The organism is Salipiger sp. ABF4_146 (assembly GCF_056161345.1).
In genome coordinates this window covers 1-13857 of the sequence record NZ_JBSWYX010000019.1, presented here as the reverse complement: position 1 = coordinate 13857, position 13857 = coordinate 1, and the positions used below count along the sequence as shown (strand labels likewise).

Genomic DNA, 13857 nt, shown 5'->3' with positions numbered 1-13857 from the left:
AACTGTTCATCGGATTGGCCTACGACGGGTTCCGAGAAAATGCACTTCCTACATTTTCGTAGGCTATGTTTTTTGCACTGTTTTCTGTGACTGGCGCCCCCTGAAAGAGGCGCAGTCTTATGCTAACGGTAGATGAATACGTCTTTATTAAATCTTAACCGCAAAGGACCGCACCCCCTCTCTGGATGCAAGAGACTTCGCTTCCCGGAGACGCACAAAGGGCGCACTGTACTGCGTTTTGCCCGAGAAGGTGTCTCCAAGGGGAATAAGTCAGCGGCAAGGTGGTGCGTACGCAAAAGATAGGCGACGGGGCCTTGTGTCAGGTCATGGCAAGCCACGCTAAAGAGATCCATCTAGGGGACACCGCCGTCTATCTTTCGCTGTACCTTGCTTGCTTAGCCGAATGCCCTTGTGCGGTCTTTCCTCAGCCCAGCACCGCCTTGCGCAGTTGGGCCAGACCGGTCTGCATGAGGGCCTCGGCGCCAGTCCGGTCGGCCGCCTCGACGTAGAGCCGCAGTTCCGGCGCATTGCCCGAGGGGCGCACGTGCACGATGCGGCCGTCCGCCAAGGTCATCCGCACGCCGTCGGTGAGATCGCATCCCGCTTCCTCGGCGCCGAGCCGCGACAGGAAGTCGGCCCGCGCGCCCGCATCCTCGCGCAGCTTCGCCACGAAGGGCTGCGAGGCCTCTTGCGGCACCTCTTGCAGCCGGTCTGCCATAGTCACCACCGGCGGCTCTTGGGCCACGCGGGCCGAGACCGGGCCATCCCCAGCAGCGATCAGCGTCAGGATCAGCGGCAGCATGCAGTCGCGGGTCGGCAGCGGTGCCAGCGTGCCCTCTGGACCCGTGGCCTCAAAGCCCAGCAGGAAGCCGCCATTGGCCTCATAGCCCACCACCTTGCCGCCCAGCTCTTCCATCCCGGCGATCACGAAGGGCGAGCCGATGCGGGTGGTGAGCACCCGGCCAAAGCCCTTGCGGGTGACGCCCGAGTTCGAAGAGATCGGCGTCACCACCGCCTCGGCCCCCAGCGCCTCGGCGGTGATTTGGCCCATGATGTCGCCGGGCACGATGGTGCCGGTCTCATCGGCCAGCAGCGGTCGGTCGCTGTCGCCATCGGTGGAGACCAGCGCGTCGAGCCGGTGCTCGATGACCCACGCCTTGATCTGCGCGCGGGTGTCGGGATCAACCGCCTCGGTGTCGACCGGGATGAAACTTTCGGAGCGGCCCAGTTCGAGCACCTCGGCGCCGAGCCCTTCGAGCATGGCGCGCAGATCGTCGCGGCCTACGGCGGAATGGGCATAAAGGCCAATGCGCTTGCCATGGAGCGCGGTGCGCCCGAGTGGGCCTGTATAGCGCGCAACGAAGCGCGCGGCGGCCTGCGGATCCTGCTCCAGCGTGCCCGTCTCGCCGCCCGCCGGGCGCCCGAGCGCTTCTGAGATCGCCGCCTCGTCCGCCTTGGTGATCTCGCCGCTGCGGGTGTAGAACTTCAGCCCGTTGCGGTCGGCGGGGATGTGGCTGCCGGTGACCATGATGGCCCCGGCTCCGGCCTCCTGCGCGGCCAGCGCCAGCGCCGGGGTGGGCAGTGCACCGCAATCGATCACCCGCAGTCCCTCGGCGCGAGCGCTGGCGATGATGTCGCCGGCGATGCGCGGGCTGGAGGGGCGCAGGTCCTGCCCGACGCACACCGTACCGCCATGATCGCAGGCCGCGGCGAAAGCCCGCACGTGGTCGGCCACCAACTCGGGGGTCAGCTCCACCACGAGGCCGCGCAGGCCGCTCGTTCCAAACTTCGGTGCCATGGGTCGGATCATCCTCTTGCTGCTGTTGCAGCATAGCTGCGTCAGACGCCGCCGACATGCAACGTCTTCAGCGTCGTCAAGCAGAAGGATCAGGCAAGTTTGGTCGCGCCTATTGCAGCGCGGCCAGTAGGGACGGGAGTTCGCCCTCCCGACCTCAGCTTCAGCGCATCAGATGAGCGTCTCGGCGGCAGTGCCGATATCCAGCAGCAGGCTGTTTAGTCCGGGCAAGGTCTCGCCCGGCAGGCTCTGCACCAGCACTTCGACATCGCCGTCGGAGAACAGCAGCCCGTCTTCGGTGCGGGTGAAATGCGAGCGCGCCTCGTCGGCATCCACATAGCCGAAGCTGCTGAGGTTGATCTCGTCCCAAGGCTCGAAATCGCGGATGGTGGTGCGTCCGGCCAGATCGGGCGAGAACATGAAGACATCCGACATCCGGCCGCCGAACATCTGGTCGGTGCCGCCGATCCCGGCCAGCTCGTCATGCGGGCCCTGCGCGTGCAGCCAGTCTGTCAGGGCTGGCGCGGTGGCGGCGGTGAACTCGGCGCTTTGGGAAAAGCCCATGACCACTTCGCTGCGGCTGGCGCCCGCCTCGAGCCTTGCGCTCCAGTTCTCCAGCCCGGCGGCATCGGGGTCGCGGTCCAGAACGTTGTTGTAGAGCAGAGTGACGAAGCCTTCGGTGTCGAGTTCACCGTAGGTGGCCTGAAACTCCGGAGATTGCACGAAGCCGTCGATCACCGCGAGCAGCGGGCGGCCCTCGCTGAGCCGCTCCGACCAGTTCTCGAACCCGGCAAGATCCGGCGTCCGGCCCAGGGTGGCCTGATAGAGACGGAAGACATCGTCGCTCCAGCTGGCCGGGTCGGAGTCGATGGCGAAACGGGTGGCCGCGGCCTCGGTGCCGCGCTGGAACTCGGCCGAGTTCGAAAAGCCCAGCACCACCTGCTCCCGCGAGGCTCCGGCCTCGAGCCTTGCGCTCCAGTTTTCCAGCCCGGCGGCATCGGGCGCGCGGTCCAGTACGTTGGTGTAGAGCAAGGTGACGAAGCCTTCGGTGTCGAGGTCGCCATAGCGCGCCTGAAACTCGGGGCTGGCGACGAAGCCGGTGGCGATATCCTCCAGCGCCACCTCGTTCATCGCGATCCGAGTCGTCCAGTTGACGTGGCCGGTGATGTCCGGAGCGCGGCCCAAAGTGGCCTGATAGAGCCTGTAGACGGCATTGGCGGTGTCGATGAAGTAGCGCGCCTGTAGCCCGTCGCCGTAGAGAAAATCGCCGATCGAACTGCCGAGGATGCGTCCGCCGCTGTCGCTGTCGCCATAGACCCGCACGGTCTCGCTGGGCGCGGGGGCAGGGGGCTCGGTATCGGGGCCACCGGTGTCCTCGCCGTAGAGATCGTCGAAACTGTATTCGACCAGCGTCTCCCAGGTCTCGCCGAAGCCAAGGGTCTCGACATCGGGGGCGACGTAATCGGTGCCCTCGGACGAGGTCAGCAGCAGGCCCTCGCCCGAGCGCGCAACGGTGACGGTCGAAAGCGGGTCGAGGAAATAGGCGATGTCGTCACCGGGGCCGCCGAAGATCGTGTCATCGCCTTCGCCGCCGATCAGCGTGTCACGCCCGAAACCGCCCTCGAGAAGGTCGTCGCCCAGTTCGCCGTGCAGCCAGTCGTTGCCGCCTTCGGCCAGCAGCGTGTCATGGCCCCAGCCGCCATCGAGGTAATCCTTGGCATCGCTGCCGCGGTAGGTTTCGTCGAGCAGGCTTTCGGCGTAGCCCGGCGCGCCGGGCTCGGGGTGACTGTAGGTGATCTCGCTGTAAGGGTGAACGCCGCCGTATCCCACCTGAATGCTCTCGTAGGAGGTCACCTCGACATTGCCGAAGGCAAACTTTCCATCCTGATCCAGCACATAGAAGGTGATGATGTCGAAGTTGATCCGCCCGAACTCTTCGTTGGGCCGATAGTAGAGTGTGTTGCCCGAGACGGTGACGTCGCCGAAGGCCGCGGCCTCCAGATCGGGCGCCCCCAAATAGCCCGCGTGAAGCTCCAGCAGCCCCTCGCTGTCGGGGTCGTTGATCGTTGAGAGCGCATCGATCGGCACGGCCAGCGTGGGAGAGCGGGCAAAGACCTCGTATTCGGGCACGACAAAGGCCGCGCTGTCGGTGAACTCGGGGGCCACCGCCTCGGCATAGCGCGAGGGGTAATAAACCCCGTCGGGCAGATCGATGTAGTTGAAGGCGGCGGGGGTCCCGATGGAGATCGTACCGTCGAACTCGCCCTCGCCGTAGACGATGTCGTCATAGCCGGTGGTGGCCGGGGTCGCGTCCGAGGACTCGAGGCCGGTGGTCGTGCCGACGTCCAGCCCGGGGATCACCACCTCGCCGATGAAATTGAAAAACGGGTTCTGCCAAGTGGCGTTGATATAGACCGTCTCGATCGTGCGCTCGCCCTCTTCGGCCTCCGCCCGCCCAGGCCCGGCGTAGGAGGAGCGCAGAGTGAAATCGCCGAAGTCGAAATCCCACCAGTCAAAATCATACAGCGACTCCCGGGTCTGGGTCATCAGGTAGCTGTCGTAGCCGTCGACCCCTTCGAAGCTTTCGCCGCTTTCGAGGTAATACTCCGGATCGTAGGTTGGCCCCCAGACGGCGGTGTCCTTGCTGTCGCCCTGATCGATGCCGTCGAGCTCCAGTTCGAGCACATGATCGACAAACCAGGACTTGCCCCAGATGCGCGTCCAGTTCGACAGCGGCTCATCTGTCTGGCGGTTGATCAGCCCGGCATAGAAATAGACGTTGTCGCCCTCGTAGACCGCGAGATTGGTCTGGCGCTGCGGGTCGGAGATATCGATCCAGCCAGAAGCGGTCTCGTCGACCGTGTCCACGGCCCCGAAGTTGTATTCGCTGACGGAGGAGCGATAGACCCGCGCGAGCACGCCGAAGGCGAGATCGTCGAAATTCATGTCGTACCGTTCGGCGGCGACGCGCCGGAGATCATCGAAATAGTCAGCCATACCAGTGCCCTCGTTACCCGCCCCCGGCGCTGCGCAGGAGGCTCACCCCAGCCTGCGGTACAGATCGCAGGCGGCGGTTATTCTTCACGGAGGCGGGGCACCGGGCAAGATTTTTGTCGGGCGTCTTTGTGTCAGCGCGGCCTACAAAAAGGGCCCCGGCGGAGATCACCGCCGGGGCCCTTTCCCTGTGCCTTGCGCGTGGCTGTCCCGCTTACGGGATCAGCCGGGCGATGATCGCGTCGGCGGCCTCTTCTGCGGTCATCTCGGTGGTGTCGATGCGCATCTCGGGCGACTCGGGGTGCTCGTAGGGGCTGTCGATGCCGGTGAAGTTTTTCAGCTGGCCCGAGCGGGCCTTGGCGTAGAGACCTTTCACGTCGCGGCTCTCGGCCACTTCCAGCGGGGTGTCGACGAAGACCTCGACGAACTCGCCCGGCTGCATCATGCCGCGCACCATGTCGCGCTCCGAGCGGAACGGCGAGATGAAGGCGGTGATCACGATCAGGCCGGCATCGGTCATCAGCTTGGCGACCTCGCCGACGCGGCGGATGTTCTCCACCCGGTCAGCCTCGGTGAAGCCCAGATCCTTGTTCAGACCGTGGCGCACGTTGTCGCCATCCAGCAGGAAGGTGTGACGGTTCATCCGCGCCAGCTTCTTCTCGACGATATTGGCGATGGTCGATTTTCCCGACCCCGACAGGCCAGTGAGCCACAGCACGGCGGGCTTTTGGTGCTTCATCGAGGCATGGTGCTCGCGGCCGATGTCGGTGGCCTGCCAATGCACGTTCTGCGCCCGGCGCAGGGCAAAGTTCAGCATGCCCGCGGCGACCGTGTGGTTGGTCAGCTTGTCGATCAGGATGAAACCACCCAGATCGCGGCTCTCGGCGTAGGGCGCAAAGGGGATCTCGCGGTCGGTGGTGACATTGGCCACGCCGATGGCGTTGAGATCCAGCGTCTTGCTGGCCAGATGCTCCTGGGTGTTGACGTTGACCTCGTATTTCGGCTCGGCGACGGTGGCCGAGACGGTCTGCGTGCCGATCTTCAGCCAGTAGGCGCGGCCGGGCAGCAGCGCGTGCTCGTCCATCCACACCAGCGTGCTTTCGAACTGGTCGGCGACCTCGAGCGGCGATTGCGCCGCGACGATCACCTGCCCGCGCGAGCAGTCGATCTCATCGGCCAGCGTGATGGTCACCGACTCGCCGGCCACAGCGAGATCCTTGTCGCCGCCCAGGGCGACGATGCGCGCGATGGTCGAGGTCTTGCCCGAGGGCAGCACCCGCACCGGATCGCCCGGGCGCACCTGACCCGAGGCGATGAGCCCGGAGAAGCCGCGGAAATCGAGGTTGGGGCGGTTCACCCATTGCACCGGCATGCGGAACGGGCCGGCCTGCTCGCGGCTGTCTTCGACCTCGACGGTCTCCAGCAGCGGCAAGAGCGCGGTGCCGTCGTACCACGGGGTGTTCTCGCTCGGGCCGGTGATGTTGTCGCCCTTGAAGCCGGAGATCGGGATCGGGGTGAAGCTTTCGATGCCGATGCTCTCGGCAAAAGCGCGGTAATCGGCGACGATCTTGTCGAAGGTCTCTTGGTCGTAATCCACCAGATCCATTTTATTCACCGCCAGCACCACGTGGCGGATGCCCAGCATATGCACCAGATAGCTGTGGCGGCGGGTCTGGGTCAGCACGCCCTTGCGCGCGTCGATCAGGATCACCGCGAGATCGGCGGTGGAGGCGCCGGTCACCATGTTGCGGGTGTACTGCTCGTGGCCCGGCGTGTCGGCGACGATGAACTTGCGCTTTTCGGTGGCGAAGAAACGGTAGGCGACGTCGATGGTGATGCCCTGCTCGCGCTCGGCGGCAAGCCCGTCGACGAGCAGCGCAAAATCGATCTCTTCGCCCTGGGTGCCCGAGCGCTTGCTATCCGACTCAAGCGCGGCGAGCTGATCTTCGAAGATCATCTTGCTGTCGTAGAGCAGGCGGCCGATCAGCGTCGACTTGCCGTCATCGACGGAGCCGCAGGTGATGAACCGCAGCATGGTCTTGTGCTGGTGCGCCTCGAGATAGGCGTCGATGTCCTCGGCGATCAGCGCGTCGGTCTTGTAGATGGGGTCCTGGGTGGTCATGGCGTGTACCTGAAAATGAGGGGCTGGAAGGGAGGCTGGCGCGGCGTTTCAGGCGCGCTCAGAAATAGCCTTCCTGCTTCTTCTTCTCCATCGAGGCGGCCTGATCGTGGTCGATGGCGCGGCCCTGGCGTTCCGAGGTGGTGGTCAGCAGCATTTCCTGAATCACTTCGGGCAGGGTCTGCGCCTCGCTTTCCACCGCGCCGGTCAGCGGGTAGCAGCCCAGCGTGCGGAAGCGCACCGAGCGCATGACAGGCTCTTCGCCGTCGCGCAGCGGGAAGCGGTCGTCGTCGACCATCAGGATCAGCCCGTCGCGCTCCACCGTCGGGCGCGGCGCCGAGAAATACAGCGGCACGATCTCGATGCCCTCGAGGTGGATGTACTGCCAGATGTCCAGCTCGGTCCAGTTGGAGATCGGGAACACCCGCACGCTCTCGCCCTTGGCCTTGCGCGCATTGTAAAGCCGCCACAGTTCGGGGCGCTGGTTTTTCGGATCCCAGCGGTGGTTGGCCGAGCGGAACGAGAACACGCGCTCCTTGGCGCGGGATTTCTCCTCGTCGCGGCGGGCGCCGCCGAAGGCCACGTCGAAATTATACTTGTCGAGCGCCTGCTTCAGCCCTTCGGTCTTCCACATGTCGGTGTGCAGCCCGCCATGGTCGAACGGGTTGATGCCGCGCTCTTTCGCCTCGGGGTTCTGATGGACCAGCAGCTGCATGCCGGCGTCCTTGGCCGCCTTGTCGCGCAGCTTGTACATGTCCTGGAACTTCCAGGTGGTGTCCACATGCATCAGCGGGAACGGCGGCGGCGAGGGGTAGAAGGCCTTTTTCGCAAGGTGCAGCATCACGGCGCTGTCCTTGCCGACGCTGTAGAGCATGACCGGGTTCTCGGCCTCGGCGACGACCTCGCGCAGGATGTGAATGCTTTCCGCTTCCAGGCGCTGCAGGTGGGTGAGGGTTTTGCTGTCCATCGGGGATCTCTGCCTGAACTCAATTGACCCTGAGAGCTAGCCTTGCGGTTTGCGCCAATAACCCCCCATATGGGGGGTAGTTGTGCAGAAAAGCGGAAAAGCGCTGCCATGTCGGATGAAACTGCCCTGCTGCGGGCGCTGTTTGCTGCCTCTCTGGGCAGAGTTCCCGGCAGCGATGCCGCCCCCAACGGGGATCTCTGGCCCGAATTTCTGGAGCTTCTGGCGCAGGTCACGCAGGCGGGCAGGGCCGAGCTGCGTCTGCAGGCGGCTGGCGGGGCAGGGGGCGCGACCGGCCCTCGTGCGCCGCGCTGGTCGGCGGGGGCGGACTGGCCGGGCCCCGGCGAGGCCACGCTCGAGCGCATGCGCACCGGACGCGTCTATTCGCAGGTCGATCTGCCGCTTCCCCCCGGCGCCCCCCCGCCGCCGCGCCCGCTGCGGGCGCTGCGCCTGCGACTGGCCGAGGGCGGGCTGGCGCTGCTGGTGTTGCAGCGCGCGGGCGAGGATTTCCGCGCCGTGGATGGCCTGCAGCTGTCGAGTCTCGCGCCGCATCTGGGCCCGGCGCTGAGCGGCTGGCGGCAACTGCAGGCTGAACGCGCCCATGCCGCGCTTGACCGGCAGATCAGCGCAGACCTCGGCGCGGGCTGGATCCTCTTCACCGCGGCGGGGCAGGTGAGCGCCATGGCCGACGGCCTCGCCGAGCAGCTGCGCACGCAGGCCGGGATCGCCTTGCGCGCCGACGGGCGCCTCGCGCTCGCCGCCCCCGCCGCCCAAGCACTGCGCCAGGCGCTGGCCGCCGCGGCACAGGGCGGCGTACAGCGCCTGACGCTCAGCGCCGCGCCGCGGTTGGATCTCGCGCTGACCAGAGAGACCCTCGCCGGGACCCCGCACTTCGTCGGCCGCCTGCGCCGGGAGCTTTCCGCCCGGGCACTGCCCCCTGAGCGGCTGGCGGAAGGCTTCGGCCTCAACCGCAGCGAAGCACGCCTGACCGCCTGCCTCTGCGACGGGCGGAGCCTCGCGCAGGCCGCCGAAGAGCTTGGCTGGACGCTGGAGACGGCGCGCAGCACCTCCAAGCAGATCTATGCGCGCATGGGGGTCAGAGGGCAGACGGGTGTGGTCCGGCGGGTGCTGGAGAGCGGGGTTTGGTTGGGGTGAATTGAGCGTTGCGTCCTAGGTGTAAGCAAGCTTTGCACTCTACTTCCTCAGCTTCTCGCGGAGGACCTCGCGTTGCCCCGCAACCCATGCCGCAGTCACGACTATAAGATCAGGAAAACGCCACTGGCGACCGCAGATGACGAGGTGGCACTCTAAAGAGTTTAAGCCCGGTCCTCCAAGTCCTGCGGTCCACACATTCAGCACGCCAGAACTCCGGCGTCCCAAGCCTCCAGCAATCAACATCACCACGGCTCCTGCACTCAAGCTCTCATCATCTCAATGAGTTAAAAACTCAATATTTCAATATCTGCAGCATTCCGCCGATCCAGCATTCCTGCCATCGTGCAGTCATTCATTCCTGCTCTCCTGCTCTCCTGTTTTCATGCGTTCCAGCGCCCCAGCACTCGCCGAAATTTTTTGGCCAGATCATTGAGCGCGGAGCGCACATAGGGCTGGGGGCCAAAAAAATCGCACATTGGCCCTCTCCGCCTGGCATGGGGCGCGTGCGCCCCACGCCAGGCACATCGGGACGGGTGTGATCCGCGGACGGCCCCGGCGGCAGCTCTCGCGGGGGCGAGATTGCCGCCTCCTGGCCTGCGGATCACCGCGCCCTGCCTAAGTGACCCCGAGTGGTCACCGGGCGCGAGACGGAGACCATGAAGGCTGACCGGTTTCCGCAAGCGGAAATCCCCCGAAGGGGCGAAAACCGGCCTTCATGGTCGGTTGGCTGGAACGGTATTGTGTTGCACACCTATAGAGCGTGTTTGAATTTTGATTGCCGCTTGAGGTTGCGATATGCCTCGCGGGCCCCGTCTCACCCACAAGGATATTGCCGAGATCAATCGCCTCTTGGGCGAGGGATTGCCCGATACCGAGATCGCCCGGCGCTGCGGACGGTCGCGTCAGACGGTGGCGCGGGTGCGAAACCAGGCGGCCTCGTCGCACACGACGACCGAGGGCGCGGTGATCGGCACGCGGGTCAGTGTCGAGGAATACGCGGCCTTCAAGGCGCTGATGGAGGCCGAGGGGCTGACACCGTCGGATGGCATTCGGCGCCTCATGCGGCTGGCCGTTGGGGCGCTTGATCTGCGGGTCGAGGAGATCGAGGCGCTGGCGCAGAGCCGCCGCGAGCTCGTGGCGGTGGGGCGCAATCTCAACCAGATGACCCAGCTTGCGAACTCCGGGCGGCTCAAGTGGAACGCCCGCGACGGCAAGACCGTGGCGCAGCTCGACGCGCGGGTGGGGGATCTCACCGAGGCGCTGACCCATGTCATCAACGTGGCGCGCCGGCGGACGCTGGCGGATGTGGCCTTCCCGGAGGTGGACAAATGAGGGCGGGGTCGCTGTCGATCGAGGAGGCGGTTCTTGGCTATCCGCTCGAGGACCTCGCGCGGCGCAGCCGCAGCGGCGGGAGTGGCACACGTGTTCCGGGCGCGGGGCAAAGCAGCGTGCAGGCCCGATCCTTCCGGGCCTTTGCCGGCAATGCGCAGCGATCGCCGCAGTCGGTGGTGAAGCGGATCCGGGCTGGGGGCTGTCACTCGAAGGAGGAGCTGACGCGTCAGCTCAACTACATCACCCGGGAAGACGCGGCGCATGCCACCTGGACCAACTTCGCCGGGGTGGACCGTGATCTTCGCCCCAACACTTTGTCGCGGGCGGTCGAGGATTGGTCCTCGTCCTGGCGCGGCGCGCCGCGGCGCGGGCATACCGACCATATCATCCTGAGCTTTCCCAAGGGCACGGGCATCGACGCGGCCGAGGCCGTCGCCCGGGAGTGGGGGCAGGCGATCTTTGCCAGCGGAGACTATGGCGATCAGTGGCGCTACGTCGCCGCGGTGCACCGCGACCCGGACCACATCCATGCGCATTTTGTCGTCGACAAGGTCGGTTGCGACTGGGGCAACTTCCTGTCGATCAGCATGAAGTCTGATCTGAACTACGACGTGATGCGCGAGTGCCATGCGGAGCTCTCGAGGGCGCATGGCATCGACATGGTGGCCTCCAATCGCCTGTCGCGCGGGATCATCGAGAACCCGCCGCGCGAGACCGAGTATCGGGCGGCGCATGACAAGACGGGCCGGGGGGATCTGGTCCCGCCGCCGCCGATGTCGGACGCGGAGAGGGCGCACCGCCGCGCGGAGGTGCAGGACTTTGCGCGGCAATATTCCAGTCTTGGTCTTCTGGCTTCGCTCTCCGGTCCTGGAAACGCGTTCATGGAAAAGCTGTCGCAGGCGTTCTTCGCGTCGGCGCAAACCTTAGAAGACGGAGGACGTCTCTTGCCCGAGGCAGACACCCTGATGCCACCGCAGACGCACGCCGCCATGCAGGATGGGAGCTTTGATCCCGTCGCGGCCATGACGCAGGCGCGCGAGCAGGTGCTGGCCGAGGCGCGGGAGACCTGGGAGAGCATTCAGGCCATGGAGGCCGGGCCGGAACGGGTGCGGATGGAGGCGGAGTTTTCCCGCACCAGCACCGAGCTCCTGGCGGCGACCCAGGCCGATCCCTTCTTCAAGGACCATGCGAAGGTTGCGGATGTCGGGGGTGATCTCTTCGCGCACCTAACCCCGACGTCGCTGCAGCACGTGCGGGACGCGCTCGAGGCGGAGGATCCCCGCGTTGGGCAGATCGACAGCACGCTGGACGACATGCGCGACGCGCTGACCGCCGCCTTTGCGCAGGATGCGGATCTTATGGCGCAGCTTAGCACGACGCCGGAGGAGATGGCGGAATACGCGGCGCAGGGCGACCACTCCCTGGCGCAGGCGGCGCTGTGGCGCGGCCGGGCGGAAAGTCTGGACGAGGAGGCTTCGGCGCGCCTGAGCCTGGTGCTCGAAGAGGGGCATCGGACCATCGACGGCGTGGCGGTGCCGCGCGACCTTGTCGAGCAGCTCGCGCTCGACCAGCTGCTGACCGTGGACAAGCACCACCATCTTGCCGACGTGCCCGCCATCGAGAGCCTCGTTGATCGGATGACGGAGGCGCTCTCGGATGCAGATCTGGGACGCGTGCTCGAGGGGGACAGCACCCCGCTGCAGGATGAGATCCGCGATCCCGAGGTTCGGGCGGCGGTCGCGGCCGAGCTGAAGAACGAGGCAGACCTCGTGGTGGGGCAGGGGGCGCGCGAGCGCGAGACCGTGGAGGCCTACCAGGCCGTCGCGCGAGAGCGGCAGGCTGAGCATGCTGCAGAGCTGGGTGTAGAGATCGAAGACGGGCACGAACTCTAAAACTCTAAGCTGCGGGAGGGTCTATCCGGTGATCCAGAATCTCGACGCGGCCTTGCGCTAGCTGCCCTCTTCACAGGGTCATTTCTAGACGTTGCCAAGCACCGGGTTCAAAGACGTCCGGGTACAATGCGCCAATTAATACATAACTATTCTTATACGAGCAACATATGTGTAGGGGTGCGCGCTACCCTCAAGTGCGACTCCCATTAGAAACCAGATGGTTATCTAATGGAGAGAGTCTGCCATGGGAGCGGTTTACGCGCAACTGAGCGTTAAGGAACGTGTCCAGATCGAACGCTGGAAGCTGGCAAAGGTCCCTGTCCGGGAGATGGCCCGCGTGCTGCAGCGCTCGAAAGCCACCATTTACCGCGAGATCAAGCGGAACTGGTTCAGCGATGAGTGCCTGCCGGGCTATGATGGCTACTACGGCGCCGCTGCGCATCGGCAGGCCACCGATCGGCGCGCCCGCCAGCGCAAGCTGATCCGGCATCCGCAGCTTCGAAATCAGGTTGTTGAGCGGATCAAGAACGGCTGGACGCCCGAGCAGATCGGCAACCGGCTGATCCAAGAAGGTGCGACGCTCCGGGTCTGCCAAGAGACGATCTACCGGTACATCTACTCGAAGGAAGGCATGGCGCAGGAGCTCTGGTGGTACCTGCCCGAGCACCGCAGGGCCCGCCGGCCACGTCGCGCCCGCAAGCGCCGGGCTCCGAAATTCGACCGTGATGTCAGCATCCTGTTCCGCCCGGACGACGTCGCGCACCGCAGGGAATTCGGTCACTGATGGTGTGGATACCTCACCCCGCAACGGCATCGCGATGTGCCAAGATGGTGATGTTGAAACGCACCAACATGGAGGAGGTACCCGTGGAAGAGGTTACAGTCATCGGCATCGACTTGGCAAAGTCGGTCTTTCAGCTTCACGGCGCGGCGGCGTCAGGACGGCCCGTGTTCCGCAAGAAGCTCTCGCGGGCGCAGCTCACCCGGTTCATGGCCGAGCACCCGCCCTGCCTTGTCGCCATGGAGGCTTGCGCTTCGTCGCACTATTGGGGGCGTGAGTTCATGAAAATTGGGCACGAGGTGCGGCTCATCCCGCCGATCTACGTGAAGCCGTTTGTGAAGCGGCAGAAAAACGATGCGAATGACGCCGAGGCCATTGCGGAGGCCGTGGTGCGTCCGACGATGCGGTTCGTGCCCGTGAAATCCGCCGAGCAGCAGGCCAGGTCCATGGTCTTCAAGACGCGCGATCTCCTTGTTCGACAACGCAACGCGCTCATCAATGCGCTGCGCGGGCACCTCATGGAATATGGCATCATCGCACCTCCCGGACGGACATTTGTCAGGAAACTCGAGACGCAGGTCGATGCTCCAGAGAGCACGCTCCCATCCGGCGTCACCGAGCTTTGTCGCCTGCACCTCGAGCAGATTGGCAGTCTCGACATCAGGATCATGAGAATAGAAAAGCGCCTCAAAGAAGAAGCCAAGAGCGATCCTGAGACGATCCGCCTGCAGACAGCCCCGGGTGTCGGCCCCGTCAGCGCCATGGCAATTCAAGCCTTCGCCCCGCCGATGGAAGGGTTCCGAAGGGGGCGTGATTTTGCGGCCT

8 protein-coding genes and 1 pseudogene are annotated in these 13857 nt (G+C 65.3%); 5 read left to right on the top strand and 4 right to left on the bottom strand.

All coding sequences use genetic code 11. The annotated features are described in order from the left end of the window. Positions 1–424: 424 nt before the first annotated feature. From ACXAJT_RS21510 to cysD, 4 genes are all read right to left on the bottom strand, one after another. The gene (locus tag ACXAJT_RS21510) at positions 425–1798 is read right to left on the bottom strand and encodes a phosphomannomutase (protein ID WP_475238848.1); all 1374 of its coding nucleotides are present in this window, start codon (positions 1796–1798) and stop codon (positions 425–427) included. A gap of 168 nt (positions 1799–1966) precedes the next feature. Further along, positions 1967–4792: a DUF4214 domain-containing protein gene (locus ACXAJT_RS21505; protein WP_475238845.1), complete on the bottom strand. Its 2826-nt coding sequence runs from the start codon at positions 4790–4792 to the stop codon at positions 1967–1969. Between the two features lie 211 nt (positions 4793–5003). Then, on the bottom strand, positions 5004–6911 hold the full coding sequence (gene cysN / locus ACXAJT_RS21500) for a sulfate adenylyltransferase subunit CysN (RefSeq protein WP_475238841.1): 1908 nt from the start codon (positions 6909–6911) through the stop codon (positions 5004–5006). A gap of 58 nt (positions 6912–6969) precedes the next feature. Further along, on the bottom strand, positions 6970–7875 hold the full coding sequence (cysD, locus tag ACXAJT_RS21495; RefSeq protein ID WP_475238837.1) for a sulfate adenylyltransferase subunit CysD: 906 nt from the start codon (positions 7873–7875) through the stop codon (positions 6970–6972). Between the two features lie 108 nt (positions 7876–7983). Between cysD and ACXAJT_RS21490 the strand changes: the two genes are divergently transcribed. From ACXAJT_RS21490 to ACXAJT_RS21470, 5 genes and pseudogenes are all read left to right on the top strand, one after another. Further along, positions 7984–9027, top strand: coding sequence for a helix-turn-helix transcriptional regulator (locus ACXAJT_RS21490; protein ID WP_475238834.1), 1044 nt, complete (start codon positions 7984–7986; stop codon positions 9025–9027). A gap of 795 nt (positions 9028–9822) precedes the next feature. Beyond that, positions 9823–10359, top strand: coding sequence for a helix-turn-helix domain-containing protein (locus ACXAJT_RS21485; protein ID WP_475238831.1), 537 nt, complete (start codon positions 9823–9825; stop codon positions 10357–10359). Then, complete coding sequence (locus tag ACXAJT_RS21480; RefSeq protein ID WP_475238829.1) at positions 10356–12251, top strand: relaxase/mobilization nuclease domain-containing protein; 1896 nt, start codon at positions 10356–10358, stop codon at positions 12249–12251. Before ACXAJT_RS21485 ends, ACXAJT_RS21480 begins: the two co-directional genes overlap by 4 nt. A gap of 244 nt (positions 12252–12495) precedes the next feature. Further along, a pseudogene (locus ACXAJT_RS21475) lies at positions 12496–13032 on the top strand (IS30 family transposase); the annotation flags it as partial. A 71-nt stretch (positions 13033–13103) separates the two neighbouring features. Next, positions 13104–13857, top strand: a 754-nt coding sequence (locus ACXAJT_RS21470; protein ID WP_475238966.1) for an IS110 family RNA-guided transposase, incomplete at its 3' end; no start/stop codon positions are given.

Coding starts and splice junctions, on each gene's coding strand:
- ACXAJT_RS21485 (WP_475238831.1), top strand. CDS start 9,823: ATGCCTCGCGGGCCCCGTCTCACCCACAAGGATATTGCCGAGATCAAT.
- cysN (WP_475238841.1), bottom strand. CDS start 6,911: ATGACCACCCAGGACCCCATCTACAAGACCGACGCGCTGATCGCCGAG.
- ACXAJT_RS21505 (WP_475238845.1), bottom strand. CDS start 4,792: ATGGCTGACTATTTCGATGATCTCCGGCGCGTCGCCGCCGAACGGTAC.
- cysD (WP_475238837.1), bottom strand. CDS start 7,875: ATGGACAGCAAAACCCTCACCCACCTGCAGCGCCTGGAAGCGGAAAGC.
- ACXAJT_RS21480 (WP_475238829.1), top strand. CDS start 10,356: ATGAGGGCGGGGTCGCTGTCGATCGAGGAGGCGGTTCTTGGCTATCCG.
- ACXAJT_RS21510 (WP_475238848.1), bottom strand. CDS start 1,798: ATGGCACCGAAGTTTGGAACGAGCGGCCTGCGCGGCCTCGTGGTGGAG.
- ACXAJT_RS21490 (WP_475238834.1), top strand. CDS start 7,984: ATGTCGGATGAAACTGCCCTGCTGCGGGCGCTGTTTGCTGCCTCTCTG.